This is a genomic window from Streptomyces sp. NPDC012827 (assembly GCF_042900905.1).
GTDB lineage: Bacteria > Actinomycetota > Actinomycetes > Streptomycetales > Streptomycetaceae > Streptomyces > Streptomyces gulbargensis.
The window spans coordinates 290,053-309,108 of the sequence record NZ_JBIBBY010000006.1 but is presented as its reverse complement, the minus strand read 5'-3'; the positions used below and the strand labels follow the sequence as shown (position 1 = coordinate 309,108).

The 19,056-nt window shown below is 71.3% G+C and carries 11 protein-coding genes; 8 read left to right on the top strand and 3 right to left on the bottom strand.

Annotated elements, in window-relative coordinates; genetic code table 11:
* Positions 1-4 precede the first annotated feature (4 nt).
* From ACFY60_RS16015 to ACFY60_RS15985, 7 genes are all read left to right on the top strand, one after another.
* On the top strand, positions 5-1,471 hold the full coding sequence (locus ACFY60_RS16015) for a TIGR02677 family protein (RefSeq protein WP_388614363.1): 1,467 nt from the start codon (positions 5-7) through the stop codon (positions 1,469-1,471).
* On the top strand, positions 1,468-2,700 hold the full coding sequence (locus ACFY60_RS16010; RefSeq protein WP_388614360.1) for a TIGR02678 family protein: 1,233 nt from the start codon (positions 1,468-1,470) through the stop codon (positions 2,698-2,700). The genes ACFY60_RS16015 and ACFY60_RS16010 overlap by 4 nt, the downstream gene beginning before the upstream one ends.
* The gene (locus ACFY60_RS16005; protein WP_388614357.1) at positions 2,697-6,812 is read left to right on the top strand and encodes a TIGR02680 family protein; all 4,116 of its coding nucleotides are present in this window, start codon (positions 2,697-2,699) and stop codon (positions 6,810-6,812) included. Before ACFY60_RS16010 ends, ACFY60_RS16005 begins: the two co-directional genes overlap by 4 nt.
* Complete coding sequence (locus tag ACFY60_RS16000; RefSeq protein ID WP_388614355.1) at positions 6,803-8,101, top strand: TIGR02679 family protein; 1,299 nt, start codon at positions 6,803-6,805, stop codon at positions 8,099-8,101. The genes ACFY60_RS16005 and ACFY60_RS16000 overlap by 10 nt, the downstream gene beginning before the upstream one ends.
* Positions 8,102-8,337: 236 nt before the next feature.
* Positions 8,338-8,718, top strand: a complete 381-nt coding sequence (locus ACFY60_RS15995; protein ID WP_389458506.1) for a hypothetical protein — start codon at positions 8,338-8,340, stop codon at positions 8,716-8,718.
* A 63-nt stretch (positions 8,719-8,781) separates the two neighbouring features.
* Positions 8,782-9,084: a DUF6247 family protein gene (locus ACFY60_RS15990; protein ID WP_388614351.1), complete on the top strand. Its 303-nt coding sequence runs from the start codon at positions 8,782-8,784 to the stop codon at positions 9,082-9,084.
* Complete coding sequence (locus tag ACFY60_RS15985) at positions 9,081-9,359, top strand: hypothetical protein (protein WP_388614349.1); 279 nt, start codon at positions 9,081-9,083, stop codon at positions 9,357-9,359. Before ACFY60_RS15990 ends, ACFY60_RS15985 begins: the two co-directional genes overlap by 4 nt.
* A gap of 240 nt (positions 9,360-9,599) precedes the next feature.
* Here ACFY60_RS15985 and ACFY60_RS15980 read toward each other — a convergent pair whose 3' ends face one another.
* From ACFY60_RS15980 to ACFY60_RS15970, 3 genes are all read right to left on the bottom strand, one after another.
* The gene (locus ACFY60_RS15980) at positions 9,600-12,428 is read right to left on the bottom strand and encodes a glycoside hydrolase family 2 TIM barrel-domain containing protein (RefSeq protein WP_388614346.1); all 2,829 of its coding nucleotides are present in this window, start codon (positions 12,426-12,428) and stop codon (positions 9,600-9,602) included.
* Between the two features lie 136 nt (positions 12,429-12,564).
* Positions 12,565-13,911, bottom strand: a complete 1,347-nt coding sequence (locus tag ACFY60_RS15975; protein ID WP_388614343.1) for a PHB depolymerase family esterase — start codon at positions 13,909-13,911, stop codon at positions 12,565-12,567.
* A 604-nt stretch (positions 13,912-14,515) separates the two neighbouring features.
* A complete protein-coding gene (locus ACFY60_RS15970) occupies positions 14,516-16,810 on the bottom strand; it encodes a beta-L-arabinofuranosidase domain-containing protein (protein ID WP_388614341.1) in 2,295 nt (764 codons plus the stop codon).
* A gap of 747 nt (positions 16,811-17,557) precedes the next feature.
* On the opposite strand from ACFY60_RS15970, the gene ACFY60_RS15965 reads away from it, so the two are divergent.
* Complete coding sequence (locus tag ACFY60_RS15965; RefSeq protein WP_388614338.1) at positions 17,558-18,982, top strand: non-reducing end alpha-L-arabinofuranosidase family hydrolase; 1,425 nt, start codon at positions 17,558-17,560, stop codon at positions 18,980-18,982.
* The last annotated feature ends 74 nt before the right edge of the window (positions 18,983-19,056 follow it).

The following is a 19,056-nucleotide window of genomic DNA, read 5'->3' as shown; positions in this document are numbered from 1 at the left end:
GGTGATGCGGGTGTTCCTCGTGGCCAAGGAGCGGTTCGCGGTTCATCTGCGTCCCGAGGATGTGCACGCCGCGCTGCCGGCGGACATCCGTGCCGCCGAACCCGAGGCCGTCGTCGCCGCGCTCGACAAGCTCGTCGTCTGGGGCAATCTGCGGGCCGATCCGGACACCGCCCGGGTCACTGCTGTCGAGGACTTCTATCGCAAGCGGTTCATCTACCAGGTCACGCGCGAGGGTGAGGCCGCCGAGGAGGCCCTCTCCGCCTACGACGAGGCACTCGGCCGCCGAGGCGCGCTCCAGGCCGTCGCCCTGCACGACATCGTGACCCATCTGCGCGCCCTGCTCGTCCTGGCTGCCGAGAACGAGCCCGACGCGGCCAAGGCACACCTGGCTCTCGACGCGCTGGCCAGCCGCTTCGCGGCACTCGCCGACAACGCCCGCGCCTTCATGGGCTCGCTCCAGCGGACCATCGACCTGCACGACGTCGAGGAGGAGGTCTTCCTCGCGTACAAGGACCGGCTCATCCAGTACCTGGAGCGGTTCATCCAGGATCTGATCACGCTGGGCGGTCGGATCGCCCGGCTGATCCTGGAGCTGGAGGAGGACGGAAGGGCGGAGCCTCTGTTGAGAGCCGCCGCCGGGCGGGAGGCTGCCGACGCCTCGCCGGAGGAGTCCGAGAGCGCGGAGCGCGAGGCGTACGAGCGGTGGGCCGCGCGCTGGGCGGGGCTCAGTACGTGGTTCATCAGCAGGGACGGGCGCGAGTCTCAGGCCCGGCTCCTGCGTGGCCGGGCGCTCAGTGCGATCCCGCAGCTCCTGGCCGTCGTACGGGCACTGAACGAGCGCCGGTCGGGGCGCTCGGACCGGTCCGCCGACTTCCGGACCCTGGCCCGCTGGTTCGCCGAGGCACCCGACGACGACGCCCGGCACCGGCTGTGGCGGGCGGCCTTCGGGCTCTATTCGGCCCGGCATCTCACCGTCGACGCCGACACCCTCACCGCCCGCGCGGCGCGGTCCGTCCCGGCCGCCACTCCGTGGGCCGAGGCGGAGCCACTACGCATCAGCCCCCAGCTGCGCCGCACCGGGAGTTACGAGCGGCGAGGCAAGCCACGCAAGGTCGAGGGCCGGGAGGAGCGGCGGCGTGCTCTCGCCGAGACGGCCGCCAAGCAGGCCGCGGAGACCGCGGCCGCCCGCGCCCGGCTCGTCACAGACGGCGTCACACGCCTGTCCGAACTCCGCGAGCTCGACCCGGCCTCCTTCGGTCTGTTCCTCAAGCTCCTCGGAGACGCGCTGGCCACCTGGCGCCCCGGGATGAGGCACACCGTGGCCACCAGCAACGACGGCTCCATGGAGATCAGGCTCACCGCGCTCACCGACGGCACCACCGCCGAGATCCGCACGCCGGGCGGTGTCTTCAGCGGCCCGGACCACGCCGTCGAGATCGTCGACCTCACGGACGGAGACCCTGGCCGATGACCGGACCACTCGCCGAGGTGCTGGAGGGCCAGCACGCCGCCGACCTGCGCAAAGCAGCGCGCGCCCTGCTGAAACACCCCCTGCTCCTCGCACGTGGCCGGCACGCCGACGAGTTCCGTCTCGTCCGCCGGCACGGGTCCGAACTGAGGGAGTGGTTCGACCGCAACACGGGCTGGTCCCTCCAGGTGGACGCCGAGACGGCGCGGCTGCGCAAGATCCCCGGCGTCCTCACCGACCCCACGCACCCGGCCCGAGAGGCGAGTCGGGGCGCCGCCCCCTTCACCCGTCGCCGCTACGTCCTGTTCTGCCTCGCACTCGCCGCCCTGGAACGCGGCGAGGCCCAGATCGCCCTCGGACGCCTCGCCGACCAGATCGTCCTGGACACCGCCGATCCCCGACTCGTTGCCGCGGGTGTCGAGTTCGCCCTGGAGCGCCGTGACGAGCGCCTCGACCTCGCCGCCGTCGTACGACTCCTGCTCGACCTCGGCGTGCTGCGGCGGGTCGCCGGCGAGGAGGAGGCCTACGTCAGTGGGGTGGGCGACGTCCTGTACGACGTGGAACGGCGGGTCCTGGCCGGTCTCCTCGCCACCCGACGGGGTCCCTCCACCGTGCGGGCGGACAACCTCGAGGAACGCCTTGCCGAACTCGTGGCGGAAACCGCCCTGGACAGCGAGGAGTTGCGCTTCCGCGCCATGCGCCGCTCACTCACCCGCAGGCTCCTCGACGACCCGGTGCTCTACTACGACGACCTGACCGATGCCGAACTCGGCTACCTCACCCGGCAGCGCGGCTTTCTCACCGCCCGGATCACCGAGCTGACGGGTCTCGTCGCCGAGGTGCGGGCCGAGGGGATCGCCATGGTCGACCCCGACGACGACCTGACCGACCTCCGCATGCCCGAACAAGGCACCCACGGTCACATCACCCTGCTGCTCGCCGAGCATCTCGCCGCCGCCGACGGACCGGTCACCCTCGGTGCTCTGGCCCTCCGCGTCCGCGCACTCGCGGCCGAGCACGGCGGCTTCTGGTCGAAGTCCGCCCGGGAGCCGGGCACGGAGACGGAGCTCGTCGAACAGGCCGTCGCCCGGCTCACCGCGCTCCGCCTGGTCTCCCGTACCCCGCACGCGGTCGTGCCCTGCCCCGCCCTCGCCCGGTACGCGGTCGGCGAGACCGTCATCCGCGAGCCCGGTTCCGCCTCCGTGCCCCCGCAGCGAAAGGCCACCTCGTGACCCGCCTCCCCACCCCGCGGCGATCCCGCTGGCAGCCCCTGCGCGTAGGGCTCGTCGACCTGTTCCATTACGATGTGGAGGAGTTCCACTTCCGGGACGGGCGCCTCTTGCTGCGCGGCAACAACGGCACCGGCAAGTCCAAGGTGCTCGCCCTGACCCTGCCGTTCCTGCTCGACGGCGACCTCAGCCCGCGCCGCGTCGAACCCGACGGCGACCCCGGCAAACGGATGGAGTGGAACCTGCTCCTCGGAGGCGAGCACCCGCACTCCGAACGGCTCGGCTATACGTGGATCGAGTTCGGCAGGCTCGACGACACGACCGGCGAGCAGCACTTCCGTACGCTGCTGTGCGGGCTCAAGGCCGTCAGCGGGAGGGGCATCGCCCGTCACTGGTACGCCGTCACCCGCCAGCGTGTCGACCACGGATCCACCGAGCGCACGGAAGAGACCTTCCGGCTGCTCGACGCCACAAGCACGGCCCTGTCCCGGGACCGGCTCGCCGAAGCGGTCGCCGGGCACGGCATGGTGTACGACCAGGCCAAGGCGTACCGCCGAGCCGTCGACGAAGCACTCTTCGGCCTCGGAGACCAGCGGTACGCCGCCCTGGTCGACCTGCTCATCCAGCTGCGCCAGCCCCAGCTCTCCAAGCGGCCCAACGAAGCCGCCCTCTCCCGCGCCCTCACCGAGGCCCTGCCGCCCATGGATCAGGCCGTCATCGCCGACGTCGCCGAGGCGTTCCGCTCCCTCGACGAGGAGAAGGACGAGCTGGCCGCCGCCTCCGCCGCCGAACGGGCCGCCTCTGCCTTCCTTGAGCACTACCGGCGCTACGCCCGTATCGCCACCCGCCGCCGGGCACGGCTTCCGCGTACTGAGCACTCCCGCTACGAGCGCGTGCAGCGGGATCTGGCCGAGGCACAGGAGCGGCGGAGGCGCGCCGAGGAGGCGCGGGCGGCGGCCGAGGAGGAGATCAGCTCCCTGGCGGAAACCGCGGAACGCCTGCGGGCCCAGGAGAAGGCCTTGCGCGAGGCGCCCGAGATGCGCGACGCGCGGGAACTGGAACACGCCGCGCTGGCCGTGACGCGAACGGCGCAGGCGGCGGACCGGGCGCGCGGGGACCGGGAGCAGGCGTCCGCCCTGCACACCAAGGCGCTCGGACGGCTCGGCGCCGCCGAGAACCGGCTCCGTGCCACGCGGCTCAGGGTCCAGGAGACGTTCGCCCAGGCACGGGAGCACGCCAGCGCCGCACACATCGCCCTGCCCACGGACGACCGGCTGCCCGAGCCCGAACTGCGGCGCGCCGCCGAAGACGCCACGGGCCGCGCCCAGCGTTCCCTCGCTCACGTCGAGGGCCTCCTTGAAGCAGCCGAGCGGGCCGCCGCCGCGCACCGCGTGGCGGCGGGCCGTCTCGACGAGGTGGAGACCGACATCGCCCTGGCCGCGGAGTCGCACGGCGCGGCGGAGTGGGGCCTCGCGCGGGCCGGGCAGGCCCTTCTGGACGACGTACGCGAACGTGCCCGGGCCTGGACGGAGTTGGCCTTCCCCGACGAGACCGGACTCCTCGACGAGCTCCAGGAATGGACCCGCCACCTCGACGGCCCCTACCCGGCACGCGTCCACGCGGCCAGAACGCACACCGCCCGATCGGCGGCCCTCGCCGACCAGGCGGCCGAAGCCGCGCACCGGGCCTCGGAGCTGGCGGAGCGCATCGACGAGGCGCGGCGGGAGCTCGCCGCGCTGGAAGCCGGCGGCGGACGCGAGCCCCAGTCCCCCGCCACCCGCACCCCCGGCCTTCGCGAAGGCCTTCCAGGCGCCCCGCTCTGGCGCCTGGTCGACTTCCGTGACGACCTGCCCGAATCCGAGCGCGCGGGGCTCGAAGCGGCGCTCGAAGCCTCCGGCCTGCTCGACGCCTGGGTGCTCCCCAACGGCTCCGCCCTCGCCGTGAACGGGCACGACGTCCTGCTCTCCCCGTCGAACGGACCGGTCAGTGGCCCCTCGCTGGCCGACGTGCTGCGCCCGGACGTGGCCCACGGAGACGGACGAGCCGCGTCCCTGGGCGAAGCGACGGTGACCGGTCTGATCGCCGCCATCGGGCTGGACAGCGGGGGAGGAGCCGGGACATGGGTGGCGGCGGACGGACGCTTCCGCGTCGGTGCGCTCACCGGCACGTGGGCCAAGCCCGCTGCCGCGTACATCGGCGAAGGCGCGCGGGAGGCGGCGCGGAGGGCCCGCATCGCCGCGCTCGGCATCGAACTCGCCGCTCTGCGCGAGGAGTCGGAAGCCGCCGCGGCGCGATCCGAAGCGATCGCAGGCCGCCGTCGCACGCTCGACACCGAACTCGCCTCCGTACCTGAGGAGTCGCCGCTCACCCGGGCACACGCGCTCGTGAGTGCCGCCGCCGACGCCGTGCGCAAGGCCCGCATGCGGCGTGAGGAGCGTGCCGCCGAGCTGACCGAGGCGGCGGAGCGAGCCGAGCTCGCCGCCACCGAGCTCACGGAGACCGCCACCGATCTGGGGCTGCCCGCCGACCGGGCCGGACTCACCGGCGTACGGCACGCCCTCGGCTCCCTGGCTGCCGCGCTGGCCGCCCTGTGGCCGGCGGTACGCGAACAGGGCGAGGCCGCACGCCAGGTGGACGAGGAGCACGCCGAGGCGACCGACGCAGAGCGGCGGGCCCTCGACCTCGCCCAGCGGGCCGAAGACGCACAGCGTGAAGCGGCGGCGGCGGACGAGCGCCACCTGACCCTGCTCTCCACCGTCGGAGCGGCCGTCGCCGAACTCGAACGGCGACTCGCCGAGACCGCCGAGAAACAGCGGATCTGCGAGGCCGATCAGAAGACCGCGGGGCGGCGTCACGCGGAGGCGGACCGGGAAGCCGGCCGGGCCGAGGGGCGGATCGAGCAGCTGGAGAAGGGCCTCACGGAAGCCGTCGCCGCACGTGCGGAGGCCGTCGCCGCGCTCCAGCGCTTCACCGCCACCGGCCTGCTCGCGGTCGCGCTGCCCGAACTCGCGATCCCTGCCCTGGACGACGGCCCCTGGTCCGCCACCCCGGCCATCGGGCTCGCCCGCGCCATCGAGACCGGCCTCTCGTCGGTCGACGACACAGACGCCGCCTGGGAACGCGTCCAACGTCGGCTCAGCGAAGAACTCAAATCCCTGCAGGACATCCTGTCCCGGCACGGGCACAGCGCCTCCGCCCGCATGGTCGAGGACGGCATGGTCGTCGACATCGTGTACCAGGGCCGCGACCGGGCCGTACCCGAACTCGCCGAAGCACTCGCCAAGGAGGTCGGCGAGCTGACCCGCATTCTGTCCGCGCACGAACGGGAAGTCCTCGAGACCCACCTGATCACCGAGGTCGCAGGCACCCTCCAGGAACTCATCGGTGCGGCCGAGCGCCAGGTGCGGGACATGAACACCGAGCTGGAGGACCGCCCCACCTCCACCGGTATGAGACTCCGGCTGGTGTGGCGGCCCTCGCGCAAGGCCCCGCCCGGACTCGCCCAGGCCCGCGAGCGGCTGCGCCAGTCCGCCGACGCCTGGACCGCCGAGGACCGTACGGCCGTCGGCGAGTTCCTCCAGGCCCAGATCGCCCGCCAGCAGTCCGACGACGGCTCGGGCAGCTGGCTCGAACACCTCACCGCCGCGCTCGACTACCGCTCCTGGCACGAGTTCGGCGTCGAACGCCACCAGCACGGGCGCTGGGTCCCCGCGACCGGCCCCGCCTCTGGCGGCGAACGCGTCCTCGCCGTCTCCGTGCCACTGTTCGCCGCCGCGTCCTCGCACTACGCCAGTGCGGGCAGCCCGCACGCCCCCCGCCTGGTCACCCTTGACGAGGCGTTCGCGGGAGTGGACGACGACTCGCGCGCCAAGTGCCTCGGCCTGCTGAGTGCCTTCGACCTCGACGTGGTGATGACCAGCGAACGGGAGTGGGCCTGCTACCCACAGGTCCCCGGCATCGCCATCGCCCAGCTGTCCCGGATCGACGACGTGGCAGCGGTCCTCGTTACCCGCTGGGAGTGGGACGGTACGCGACGACAGCGCCGCGACGACCCCGTGCGGCACCTGGTACCGGACGCGGTGGGCGGATCGGAACGGGAGCCGCAGTGGAGCTGACGCACGACGGGCACGCAGCGCACGGAGCCGTACCGGAGCGGGTCACGCACGCCACGGTCGATGTACTCCGACTGCGCCGCCTGCTGGGCGTGCCGGAACTCGAGTGGCTCGTCGAGCGGGTACGCGGCCGGCTCGTGGCCGGGCAACCCCTGACAGGTGCCGTCTCCCTGGCCACCCCCACTCCGGGGCAGCGATGCGCGGTCGAACGGCTGCTTGCCCGACCACCAGGTGGTGGCCGTTCCCTCGCCGTACGGCTGGAGGCGGTCGACGCCGTGCTGCGCCGGTCGGGCATCAGCCCCGAGGGCCTCGCCGCCGCCGTCGCGGCGCTCACCGGCCCCGTCACCCCGCTTGCCCAGGCCAGGGCAGCGGAGGAAGCCGCCTGGGATCGGGCGTACACACCCCTCGACGCACTCGTACGGGACCGGCCCGAACTCGCCTCCTGGGCCGCCAGGGTACGGGCTGACGGCCTTGCCCGGCGCCTGGTCCGCACCCCCCACTCCGTACACACCCTGCTCACGGCAGTCTGCGCCGCCCTTCGCGAACTTCCGGCCGACCCCGCCGTCTCGCTGGCCGCGTTCGCCGCCCTCGTCCTCGGCTCGGCCCACGCGCTGGACGACGGCACCCCCGAGGCCACCCTCACGCTGTCCGGGATCCGCGCCCTGACCGGGTTCGCCGACGGAAGCGGCGCCGAGTGGCGGCGGGACGCCTGGGCATCGGCGGGCCTGCTGAAGGACGAACTGTCCTCGACGGTCCTCACCCTGAACCTGCGGGGCACCCCCGCGCTCGACTGGTTGGCCGACGAGGGCGAACCGACCGTCCTGACACTTCGCCAGCTCATTCGAAAGCCACTCTTCGCCACCTCCCCAGTGGTATGGATCTGCGAGAACCCGACCGTCCTCGCCGCGGCGGCGGATGCCCTCGGCCCCGCCTGCCCGCCCTTGGTCTGCCTCCAGGGCCAGCCCTCGGCCGCCGCACTCGCCCTGCTGCGCCACCTGCACGGAAACGGCTCGACCTTCCGGTATCACGGCGACTTCGACTGGGGTGGGCTTCGGATCGCCGGCGCCCTGCTGCGCCGCGTGCCGTGGCAGCCCTGGCGATACACCGCCGCCGACTATCGCAGGGCCCTGACCGCGATTGGCCCGGAGCTCCCCCCTGGACCGCTCACGGGCGTTCCGACCCGGACGCCGTGGGATCCCGACCTCGCCGATGCCCTCGCGGAAGCAGGCATCCGGGTCGAGGAGGAGCGAGAACTGGACCTTCTGCTGTCCGACCTGAGGAGACGGCCGTGACCGGATGTTCATGGCACACGTCTGGACGGGGCGGCGGAGTCGAAGGTTCGGGTCGTCACGGCTGTGGATGTTTAGATCTGAAGTTCAGATATGGTCTACATTCTAGACAAGGTCGGGGGAACAGTCATGGTCGCGCTAGAGTGGCCCACGACCCGATGAATGAAACCTACGGAGGTCGGGCCATGCCACCCCGCAGGAAGCGCGCCACTCTCGCCCGCTCTACTCGCCGCCCCTACGTGGATGACGTTACGTGGGACAGCGCCGACGACATCGCCGCTGGCGATGCCCTGACCGTCGGCCACCTGCTCACCGTCCTCCTGGACCGGTACGCCGCCGGCGTCCTCGATGTTCCGCTTCCGAAGGAGGACGTTCGTGCGAGCGGACGCAGCGGTCACCTTGCCGCCATCGGAGACGCCGCATGGGCCCGCGCCGACGAGCGCCGGGAAGGGGAGGGCATCCAATCCATGAGTGTCCTGTGCGAACTGCTGTTGCGCGAGACCGTGGCCGGACGCGTCTCGGCCGGACTCGACGCCGCGCCGCGCGCCCGGCAGCAGACCGAACCTAGCGAGGAAGCCGCGGGCGTCGTCACCCCGTCCCTGCTCCACTCCGCCGCCTGAGACCATACGGAGTCCGCCTTGACCGAGCGTGCCGCAGAGCCCCCCACCGGCCCTCTCATCCCCATGCCCGAGAAGACCCCTGCCGCACTCCGCGTCGCCGTCGGACGCCTGGACCCGGGTGCCCTCGCAGTGTTCGATCAGCAGTGGGACGCGGCGATGCGCCAGGCCCGCGATGAGTACACCCTCACGCCGCCCCGCGCTTTTGTCGAGCACTGGTGGTCATGGGTCGGGGTCGCACGCTACCCGCAGCGCCTGGCCCGGTTCCGTGAGTGCGAGCGCATCGTCAGCGAGTCGGACGACCGCGCCGAGCGCCGCGCCGCCGCGACGGAGCTGGCGTCCATCCTCGCCGAAACTGTCGCCGCGTGAGTGACTGGACCTGGGAGTACGAACCGGGCGCCGAGAACGTCGTCGGCGGCCTGGACATGGCTCAGCGGCTGGAGGTCGAGGCGATCGCGCAGCGGATCGCCGATGCCGTGGGAGTCCGTCGCATCGGTAAGCCCTTCGACATCACCGAGTCGGCATCCGGCGTCAGGACGTTTGCCGAGGGCTCCGTGATGATCTGGTACCAGGAGGACTACCGCGACGACATCGTCCTGATCCTCCGCGCACAGCACTTCGGGGCGCAGCACCCCGACACCTGACCCCGCACAGAGCGACGCCGCCTCGCAGCCCATGAAGTGCCCTCCCGCCGGTCTGTCTGCAGAGTCTCGCCTTGTCGGCGGACGGCACGGCGTACGCTGCGGATTGTCCTTGCGGAGGGCGGTGGACACGAACAAGGACAACCCGGAGCGGCAGGTGCGGCTGACGTTCCTCGGGTAGCGGTGGGTCCCGTCGAACGGTGGGTGGGCGACCCGGCCGCACGGTGCGGCGTCGGTGAGGGGCTACGGGGAGAACCAGAAGTACAGGGTTCGGGCGTAGTCGCCTGTCGCCGTGGTGGGGGCACCGCTCGGGCCGAGGGCGGCCGGTGGGTCGAACTTGGTGCCGATGGCCGGGATGGCGTCGAGGAAGGAGAGATCGCCCTTCGGGAAGGGCGGCGCGGTGTGGCGGGGGTCGGGGCCGAACCGGGGGGTGAAGAGGCGGAGGTAGAGGTTCTCGTCCTCGGAGACCATGGTGATGCGTCCGGCGGTGGTGTGCAGGGACGCCCAGCGGACCTCCGCGTGGTAGCCCTTGAACTCCGGGTACACCCAGCCGTCGGCACCGGTCGCGGTGTCGTTGTACCGCTTCGTCCAGACGTCCGTCACGACGCCGCGCAGCCGGTTCTTCCACACCCTGTGCGGTCCACGGCCGAGCCATGTCACGCCCGTCACCTGCGATTCGGGATGGTCGAAGCCCACGCCGAAGAGGTCGTGCTCGCCGGTGAGGTGGTAGCGGTAGTCAAGCCGCAGCCAGCCGCTGGGGTGCAGGCGCCACCGGACGTGGCGCAGGACGCCGGAGTACTCGGCCTCCACCGTGTAGCCGTTGCCGTCGGGCCCGTGCGTCAGGCGGGCGAGGTCGGCCGTCCCGGTGGTGGGCAGCGGGCCACGGGAGAGTGCGAAGTCCTTCCCCCGGTGCGTGACGCCGGCCAGCATGCCCGTCGTGGCGTCGAGCCTGACCGCGGTGTGGCGGGACACGAGGGTGAGCTTGTCGTCCGCGAGCCGGCCGCGTACGGCCGGCCCCGGGCCCGTCCGTACCAGCCGCCGGGCCTGGTCGGTGGCGGATGTGACGGTCCAGGTCCAGCTGTGGAGCTCGTGTCCGTCGGTGTCGGTGACGGTGAGCGCGATGGCGTCGGCGCGTCGCCAGCCGGACGGCAGGGGCAGGCGCAGCACTCCTTGCGCGCCCGGAGCGATGTCCGGCGCGGAGGCGACGCCTTGGACGCGCACCGTGTGACCGTCCCGCCGCCGCGACGGGGTGGGGAAGTCCACGAGCCGCCAAGTGAACCGGCAGGTGCGGGTGTTGGTGAAGGCGTAGTGGTTGGTGAGGTGGATCCGCCCGTCGAAGTCGTCCGGCAGGCCGGAGGCGAACCGCTCCGGCTCGGCGAGTTGCACGGGCGACCAGACGTCCTTGATCGTGTAGAAGCTGGCCTCCTTCTCACGGAAGGGGCCGAGGATGCCGTCGGGCGCGGCGTTGCCCGCCACGTCGATGGCGCCGCCGAGGTCGTCCCGCACGATGCCCTCGTCGATCAGCGACCACAGGAAACCTCCGGCGGAGAGCCGTTCACGGCCCATCAGCTTCCAGTAGTCGTCGAGCCCCGCCCCGGCGCCGCCGTCGTAGAGGCCGTGGAGGAACTCGGTGGGCAGGAAGACGTCCCCCCGTTCTTGGAGGATGCGGCGCGTGCTGTCGTACGTCTCGTAGTGGTCGGTGTTGATGCCGCCGAAGTTCGCCCAGGGGTGGAGCACGGTGCGCTGCTGGGGGTCGTGGCGGGCGTAGTCGCCGTCGAGGGCGGTGTTCCAGCCGCCTTCGTTGCCGTTGCACCAGAACAGGATGGAGGGGTGGTTGACGTCACGGGCGACCATGGAGGCGACGAGCGGTCTGCCTGCCGCCTCGTCGTAGGACTTCTGCCAGCCGGCCAGTTCGTCGAGCACGTACAGCCCGAGTTCGTCGGCGAGGTCGAGGAAGTGCGGGTCCGGCGGGTAGTGGGACATCCGGACCGCGTTCATGTTCATCTCCTTCATCAGGAGGATGTCCTTGAGGCTGATGCGCGCGCTGGTCGCCCGGCCGGACGTGGGCCAGATGGTGTGCCGGTTGGCTCCCTTGAGGAGGACCTTGACGCCGTTGACGTACACGCCGTCGCCGGGGCGCACCTCGACGGTGCGGAAGCCGATCCTCTCGTCGACGCGGTGGACGGTGCGGTCGTCGTCGGTGCGGAGCGCGACCTCGACGCGGTAGAGGTGCGGTGTCTCCGCCGTCCACAGGCGGGGGGAGTCGACAGCGGTCCTGAGGGTCACCGTCGTGTCGCCGGGAGCGACGGCCGCCGTGAACGGGGCGCCGACCGGGCGCCCGGAGAGGTCGGTGACCCGGGCGACGAGACGGTCGGCGGAGCCGGTGCCCGACAGATGGGCGTCGATCCGCAGCGTGCCGTCGGCGCGGGCGTCGACGGCGACGCGTTCGATGTGCCGGAGCGGGAACGCCTCAAGATGCACGGGGCGGTGGATGCCGCCGAAGTTCCAGTAGTCCCCGAGGCGTTCGGCCCGGTTCACGGAGTCGTCGGCGGACTCCTTGCTGACGGTCACCTCCAGGAGGTTGTCCCGCCCCGGACGCAGCTTGCCGGTCACCTCGTACCGGAACCGGTAGAAGCCGCCGCGGTGGACGGGCCCGGCCGGCTCGCCGTTGATCCACGCCTCGGTGTCGGTCATCGATCCCTCGAAGACGAGGAAGACGCGCCTGTCACGCCAGTGGGCGGGCGGCGTGAAGGTGTGCCGGTAGCGGCCCTTCTCCTCCGGGCGCAGATTCCACCCGTAGTTGTAGGTGCCGTAGCCGTGGAACTCCCAGTTGGACGGGACCGGGATGCTGCCCCAACTGCCGCTGCGCCGCCCGCTGGTGCACAGGAAGTCCCAGTCGGCCGGGTGGTCGGCGTCCTCACCGGACAGATACAGGCGCTCGGTGCGCGTGGAAGCGTCCGTTCCGGCGGCCGTCCCGGCCTCGGCGGCCCGGGCCGAGCCCGTGGGAAGACCTCCGGCGAGGGCCGCGCCGGCCGCGCCCAGGAGCAGAACACCACGGCGGGACAATTGCATGACATCTCCAGCTTCCGGAACCATCGGGAGGGAACGGCGGGGAGGTGCGCGTCGTCGATGGGCCCGGGTCGGCATACGGTCGCCCCAGCACGTGCGTCGGCAACCTGCGGATCGGTACGAGCCCTGCGCGGTGGTGTCAGCCGAGGCGCCACTGCTGATTGCTGCCGCCGTTGCAGGCCCACAGGTGGACCGGTGCGCCGCCGGCGGTGGAGGCGCCGGTCACGTCCAGGCAGAGCCCTGACCGGACGCTGGTGACGGTGCCGTCGGAGTTGCGGTTCCACTGCTGGTCGGTGCTGCCGTCGCAGTCCTGGATCGCGACTTTGGCGCCGGCCGTGGTGCCGGTCGCGTCGAGGCACTTCGCACCGCCGTAGACGGTGAGCTGCTTGGCCGACGTGCTGGTCCAGGTCTGGTTCGTGCCGCCGTGGCAGTCCCAGATCTGCGTCTGGGTGCCGTTGCTCTGCGAAAAGCCGGGCACGTCCAGGCACTTGCCGGAACCGATGGCGTGGAGCGCACCTGTGGTGGTCCCGTTGGAGCCGTCGAGTCCGAAGAAGGCGATGGCCCGGGCCGCCATGCCGCCGGCGGGCAGACTGTGCCCTGCGCCCTGGATGCTGATCGCCTCCACCGGCGCCTGCGTGCCGGCGGAGCCGTATCGGGTGCGCGTCCAGCCGGGCTGCGGGGAGTCGGTGAGGACCGGGGTCTGGCTCACCCCGAGCACATTGGTCCACTGCTTGATCTCTTCACCGAAGTTCACATAGTCCAGTGCTTCGTCCTCGGTGCCGTGCCACAGCTGCATCCGCGGCCGGGGGCCGGCGTACCCCGGGTAGGCGTTCCGGACGAGGTCGCCCCACGCCTGCGGGGTCTTGGTGATCCGGCCGGTGGAGCAGGCACTGTTCCAGCCGGAGCCGTCGGTGGTGGCGAAGCAGCCGAACGGCACGCCCATGAACGCCGCACCGGCCTTGAACAGGTCGGGGTAGTCGCCCAGCAGGACGTTGGTCGTCATCGCACCGGACGAGGCGCCGGTGACGTAGACCCGGCCGGGGTCGGCGTTCATGTTCCGCAGCGTGTACCGGACCATCGAGGCGATGCTCGTGGGGTCGCTGCCCCCGTCATGCTTGAGCGCCTGGGGTGAGGAGACGTCGAAGCACTGCCCGCTGACGTTCGCGTCCGGGTACACGACGATGAACCCGTACCGGTCGGCCAGGCGGGCGAACTCCGTGTTGGCATGGAAGGCGGGCGCCGTGCCGGTGCAGTAGTGCACCGCCACCAGTACGGCGGGGCGCGCCGGAGCGTTGTCGGGCCTGTGGACGTACATCCGCAGGTTTCCGGGGTTGCTGCCGAAGTCGGTCACCTCGGTCAGTGACGCGGCCGACGCGGTGGTGGCCGAGGCGCCGGTCAGGACGAGCGCCGCGATCAGCGACGAGATCGCCATCAGCAGGGCTGCCGGTACCTCCGTGACGCTTCTCCTGAGGGACTTCCGGGACATGACGGTCTCCTTTCCGGATCCGGTGCGGCCGGGATGACCGAGTGGTGAAGCGCTTCGACGCTTTCACTGCCGTGGTGGGGTGTCAATGCCTTGCCTCGGCCCGAATGGGAAGTGAAGCGCTTCAACACGCGGCTTTCGGCCAACCCCGATCGCCGCGATGGGAGGAGTCGCCGACGACGGTCCAGGACACGCGCCCGGCGCTTGCGCGGGGCTCCTGGCCACCGCCGTCGCGGGACCGGATCTGTTCTCGCCGTCGAACGAAGGCTGAAAGGTCGAACGCGGACGCCGCCGGCCCACCGGTGTGGTGGTGCCGGGGCAGCCGGGACGGTGACTGCCACGACGTCTCCCTGGCGGGCGAGCCGGCCGCCACCCTGCCGGGAAAGCAGCGCCGCGCACGCGACGTACGGAGCTAGGCCGTGTCTTTCGGATCTTGCCGGGCTCGCGGCGTCTGGCGCCGCGCCTCTCCCCCGTGGCCCTTCGGGCACGGGAGGTGCCCCCAGCGTTGTCGTCGGTCGCCGATGCTCCGCATGGACTCCCTCCTCCGCCTTGCGATGCACGGCGCCAGACGCCGCTCCCTGATCCGGCCTGATCCAAAAGACACGGCCTAGTTCCGCACGATGCGCCATCGGTTGTCGGCCGTGCCGTCGTCCGGGTCCTGGACCGCGAACGCACCCACGGCGGTGGAGTTGTTCGCGATGGCGAGCAGTTTGCCGCTGTTCTCGTTGCGGATCCTGTACGTTCCGTCGCCCTGGTCGAGCAGCGTCCACCGGTGGTCGGCGGTGCCGTTGTCCGACCACTGCAGGACGGCCGCTCCGTCCGCCGTCGACATGTTCGAGACGCCGAGCACCTTGCCGCTGTGGGCGTTGCGGAAGCGGACCGCGTTTCCGTCGGCGATCATGTGCCAGTCGTGGTCGGCGGTGCCCGAGTCGTTCCACTGCAGAGCGCGGCCACCGTCGGCCGTGGACATGTTCTGGATGCCCAGCACGAGACCACTGGCCATGTTGGCGAGCCGGACGGTGCCGCTGGTGTTCCAGTAGACGGTGTAGTTGTGGCCGTGCGCGTCGTGGAACGGGCCCAGTCGGACGGGGGAGCCGTTGGCGGTGGCGGTGAAGGCGAGTGAACTGCTGCTGGTCCGTGTGATCGAGGACGTGGTGAGCGTCGGCAGGGAGCTGAGCGAGGAGTCGCCGTAGTCGCCGGCGAGGACCACCGGGCCGTAGGTGACCGCGACGACGTTCGGGTTGTCGTTGGCCGCGCGCGTGACGACCCGCATGGGCAGCCGGACGGTGACCGTGTCGCCGGAGGTCCAGGAGCGGGTCAGGGCGGCGTAACTGCCCGGGGTGGTGGATATGTTCTGTGGCGTGCCGTTGACACTGATCGTGGCCCCGGCGGTCCAGCCCGGGATGCGGACGCGCATGGTCCAGGTGCCACTGACGCTGCCGGTGACCCGCAGGGTCGTGGTGTCGCCGACCGGGTACGTCGTGGTCTGGGTGACCGTGATGCCGCGCTCCGACCAGGTGAGCACCGAGGGCACGAACATGTTCACGATCAGCGTGTCGTCACTGCGGAAGTAGAGGGAGTCCATCAGCCTGGTGTGCATCTCCAGGCCCGTGCCCTGGCAGCACCAGAAGGTGCCGTAGTCGGTGCTCCAGGTGCCGCCGCCCCACGCCGGGCCCACACCGCGCCGGCCTCCCGGATTGAGCGGAGTGAAGTAGGTGACGTGGCCGTGGTCGTCGGCCGGGTTCTGCTGGCCGATCATGTGGTTCAGCCACGCCCGCTCGTAGTAGTCGAACAGCGCGGCCCGGTTCGGGTCCAGTGCGAACAGCTCCCGGGTGAGGAGGAGCATGTTGAAGGTGTTGCAGCTTTCGCACGTGTCCTTGTTCAGGTGGCCGGCGATGGCGTTCGGGGCGCGGAAGTGCTCCGCCTGGCTGTTGCCGCCGATGGCGTAGGTGTGCGCGCCGACGGTGATGTTCCAGGCGTTGGTGGCGATGTCCCGGTACCGGGTCGTACCGGTGGCCTTGTACTCCCGGGCGGCCCCGATCCACTTGGGCACCTGGGTGTTGGCGTGCAGCCCGCCGAGCTGGTCCTGGCCGGACGCCAGCGGGTCGAACACCGCTGCGTGGTCGAACCGCCGGGCGACGGTGAGCCACCGCGCGTCGCCTGTCTGCTGGTGGAGATCGGTCAGTACGGCGTTCATGCCGCCGAACTCGGTCTGGAGCACGGCCTGCATCTGCTGGACGCTCAGCCTGCCGGTCCGCCGGTCGACCCATCCGGCCAGGGCGAGCAGTACGTCACGGGCCTGCGTGCTGCCGATGTGGCGCCATACGTCCAGCAGGCCGGCGAGGGTCTTGTGGATGGTGTAGTACGGCACGTTGCCGTTGCTCAGGGTCCGCTGTTCGAGAGCGGTGAAGTCGGATTCGGGATAGCCGGAGAGGTACCCGGCGCTGAAACCGGCGGCGCCGTTGTTGGCCTGGCATCTGGCCAGCTCCGCGACCATGTGAGTGGCCTTGTCCCGGCAGACGGTGTCCCCGGTCACGGCGTACAGCTGTGCCCAGGCCGTGAGGAAGTGCCCTTGGACGTGGGTACGGAAGGGGAAGTCCGGTGCGTCCCAGCCGCCGTTGGCGGCGGCGCCGTTGGTGGAGAGCCGGTGGTTGGCGCGGAAGTTGTACAGCAGCCGGTCGACGTCGACGAACCGCAGATAGTTCCGCGTGCGGTTCTGGTTGTCCAGCCACCGGCTTGCGGTGAGCCGGACCTGGCCGAATTCGAAGGGGTGCGCCAGAACCCCTGTGTCGGCCCTCGCGGGAGGAACGGCCGCCCGCGCGGGAGTTGCGCCCATGAAGGATCCCGCGGCCGTGGCCCCGGCCACCTGCAGCAGGCGCCGCCTGCTGATGAAGGAAGACATCGTGCACCTTTCGATGACGAGAGAGCGATTGCTCGGTCGCTGAAACCCGGGCGGGGCCGCCGCCCCGGGAGGATGGGGGGAAGGTCCATCGCCGGCCGGAACCGCCGGCGTCGCGCCACGGCCGTCGGCGGTCATCCGCACGACCGCCGCTCCGTCCTCCGTCGAGGACCCCGCCACGTCGAGCCGCACGCTGCGGACACGGCGAGGGCATGGCAGCCGCTCCATGGACGGGGGCCCCACCGATGATCCGACGCGCCGGTGGGGGCCCGGCGGACGTGATCCTGGGCGTTGCGGGGGAGGGATCGTCCCCGTACCTCGACGATCCGACATCCCGAACAGGCCGAAGGGGCCGGCACCGACGCTGAACGTAAACGGCGTCGCGTACGGAGGTCAACGTGTGTGACGGCACGACGACTTCGTGATCCGGCCGGCCTGCCGGGGCGGCGGAACGAAACTCGTCGAAAACGTTGACCGCGCCTCGGACCGAAATCTAAATTCTGCACGAAGTTGCGCACGCTGTTCGTGATTTCGAACGAATGGCTCCTCGTTTGGGTGGTCGACCACACGGACCGGTCGGCCCCGGAGGACGCATGTGTCACCGACAACAGCGAGTGAAGCCCCGAGGAACGCCGTACGGCTTCGTCCGGCGGCGCCGGAGACCGGGAACCTCTGTCACCGCACCCCGAAAGGGGCCCGGTTCCGGGCGCGGGCGCCCGCACCGCTGGATCAAGGATGTGGAAGGTCACCATGGGCAGACGCCAAACCCGCCGCGGACATCGGTTCCTGGCGCTCCCCGCCGTGCTCGCGGCGCTTGTCTCGCTGGCGGCGATGCTCGTCGCCGCACCGGCCCACGCGGCCACCAGCGGCGCCTTGCGGGGCGTCGGCTCCGGCCGGTGTCTCGATGTGCCGGGAGCCGGCCGGGCCGACGGCACGAACCTGCAGATCTGGGACTGCCACGGCGGCACCAACCAGCGGTGGACCCTGACGGACGACCATCGGCTGACCGTGTACGACGGCAAGTGCCTGGACGTTCCGGGCCGTGCCACGGCCGGGACCCGGCCGGTGATATGGAGCTGTCACGGCGGTACGAACCAGCGGTGGCGGGTCGGCACCGACGGCACGCTCGTCGCCACGGAGTCCGGCTTGTGCCTGGACGTGTCGGGCGGTGGCGCGGCCAACGGCACCGCGGTGCAGTTGTGGAACTGCCACGGCGGCGACAACCAGAAGTGGACCGGCCTGTCCGGGCCGGGGGACACCTGTTCTCTCCCGTCGACGTACCGGTGGACCTCGACCGGCCCGCTGGCCCGTCCGGCGAACGGGTGGAGTGCGCTGAAGGACTTCACGACCGTGCCGTACAACGGCCAGAACCTGGTCTACGCGACCACGTCCGACGGTTCGTCGTGGGGCACGATGGCGTTCCGTCCCTTCACCGACTGGTCGGACATGGCGACGGCCCCCCAGACCGGGATGAACCAGGGCCTGGCGGTGGCGCCCAAGCTGTTCTACTTCGCGCCGAAGAACATCTGGGTCCTGGCCTCGAACGGATGGGGCACGGCCTGGCCCTTCACCTACCGCACGTCCCACGACCCCACCGATCCCAACGGCTGGTCCGCCCCGCAGCCGCTGTTCACCGGAGGCCTTCCCGAGTCCGGCCCCATCGACCCGACCCTGATCGGCGACGACCAGAACATGTACCTGTTCTTCGCCGATGACAACGGCAAGATCTACCGGTCGGCCATGCCGAACGCGAACTTCCCGGGCAGCTTCGGTTCGTCGTACACGACGGTCATGAGTGACACCCCGAAGAACCTGTTCGAGGCACCGGAGGTCTACAAGGTCCAGGGCCGGAACCAGTACCTCATGATCGTCGAGGCCCGGGGGGCGAACGAGGACCGCTACTTCCGCTCGTTCACCGCTCCCGGCCTGAACGGTCCGTGGACCCTCCAGGCCGGCAGCGAGAGCAGCCCCTTCGCGGGCAAGGCCAACAGCGGTGCCACCTGGACCGACGACATCAGCCACGGGGACCTGATCCGCGTCAACGCCGATCAGACCATGACCGTCGACCCCTGCAACCTGCAGTTCCTCTACCAGGGCTACGACCCCGCCACACCTGAGGGCACCCCCTACCAGCAGCTGCCGTACCGACCCGGCCTGCTCACCCTCCAGCGCTGAGACCCGCGGGCGCCCGAGCACCGGCTCACGCCCCGATCCGCCCCGCACGGCGGCCCACGCCGTGCGGGCCAAGG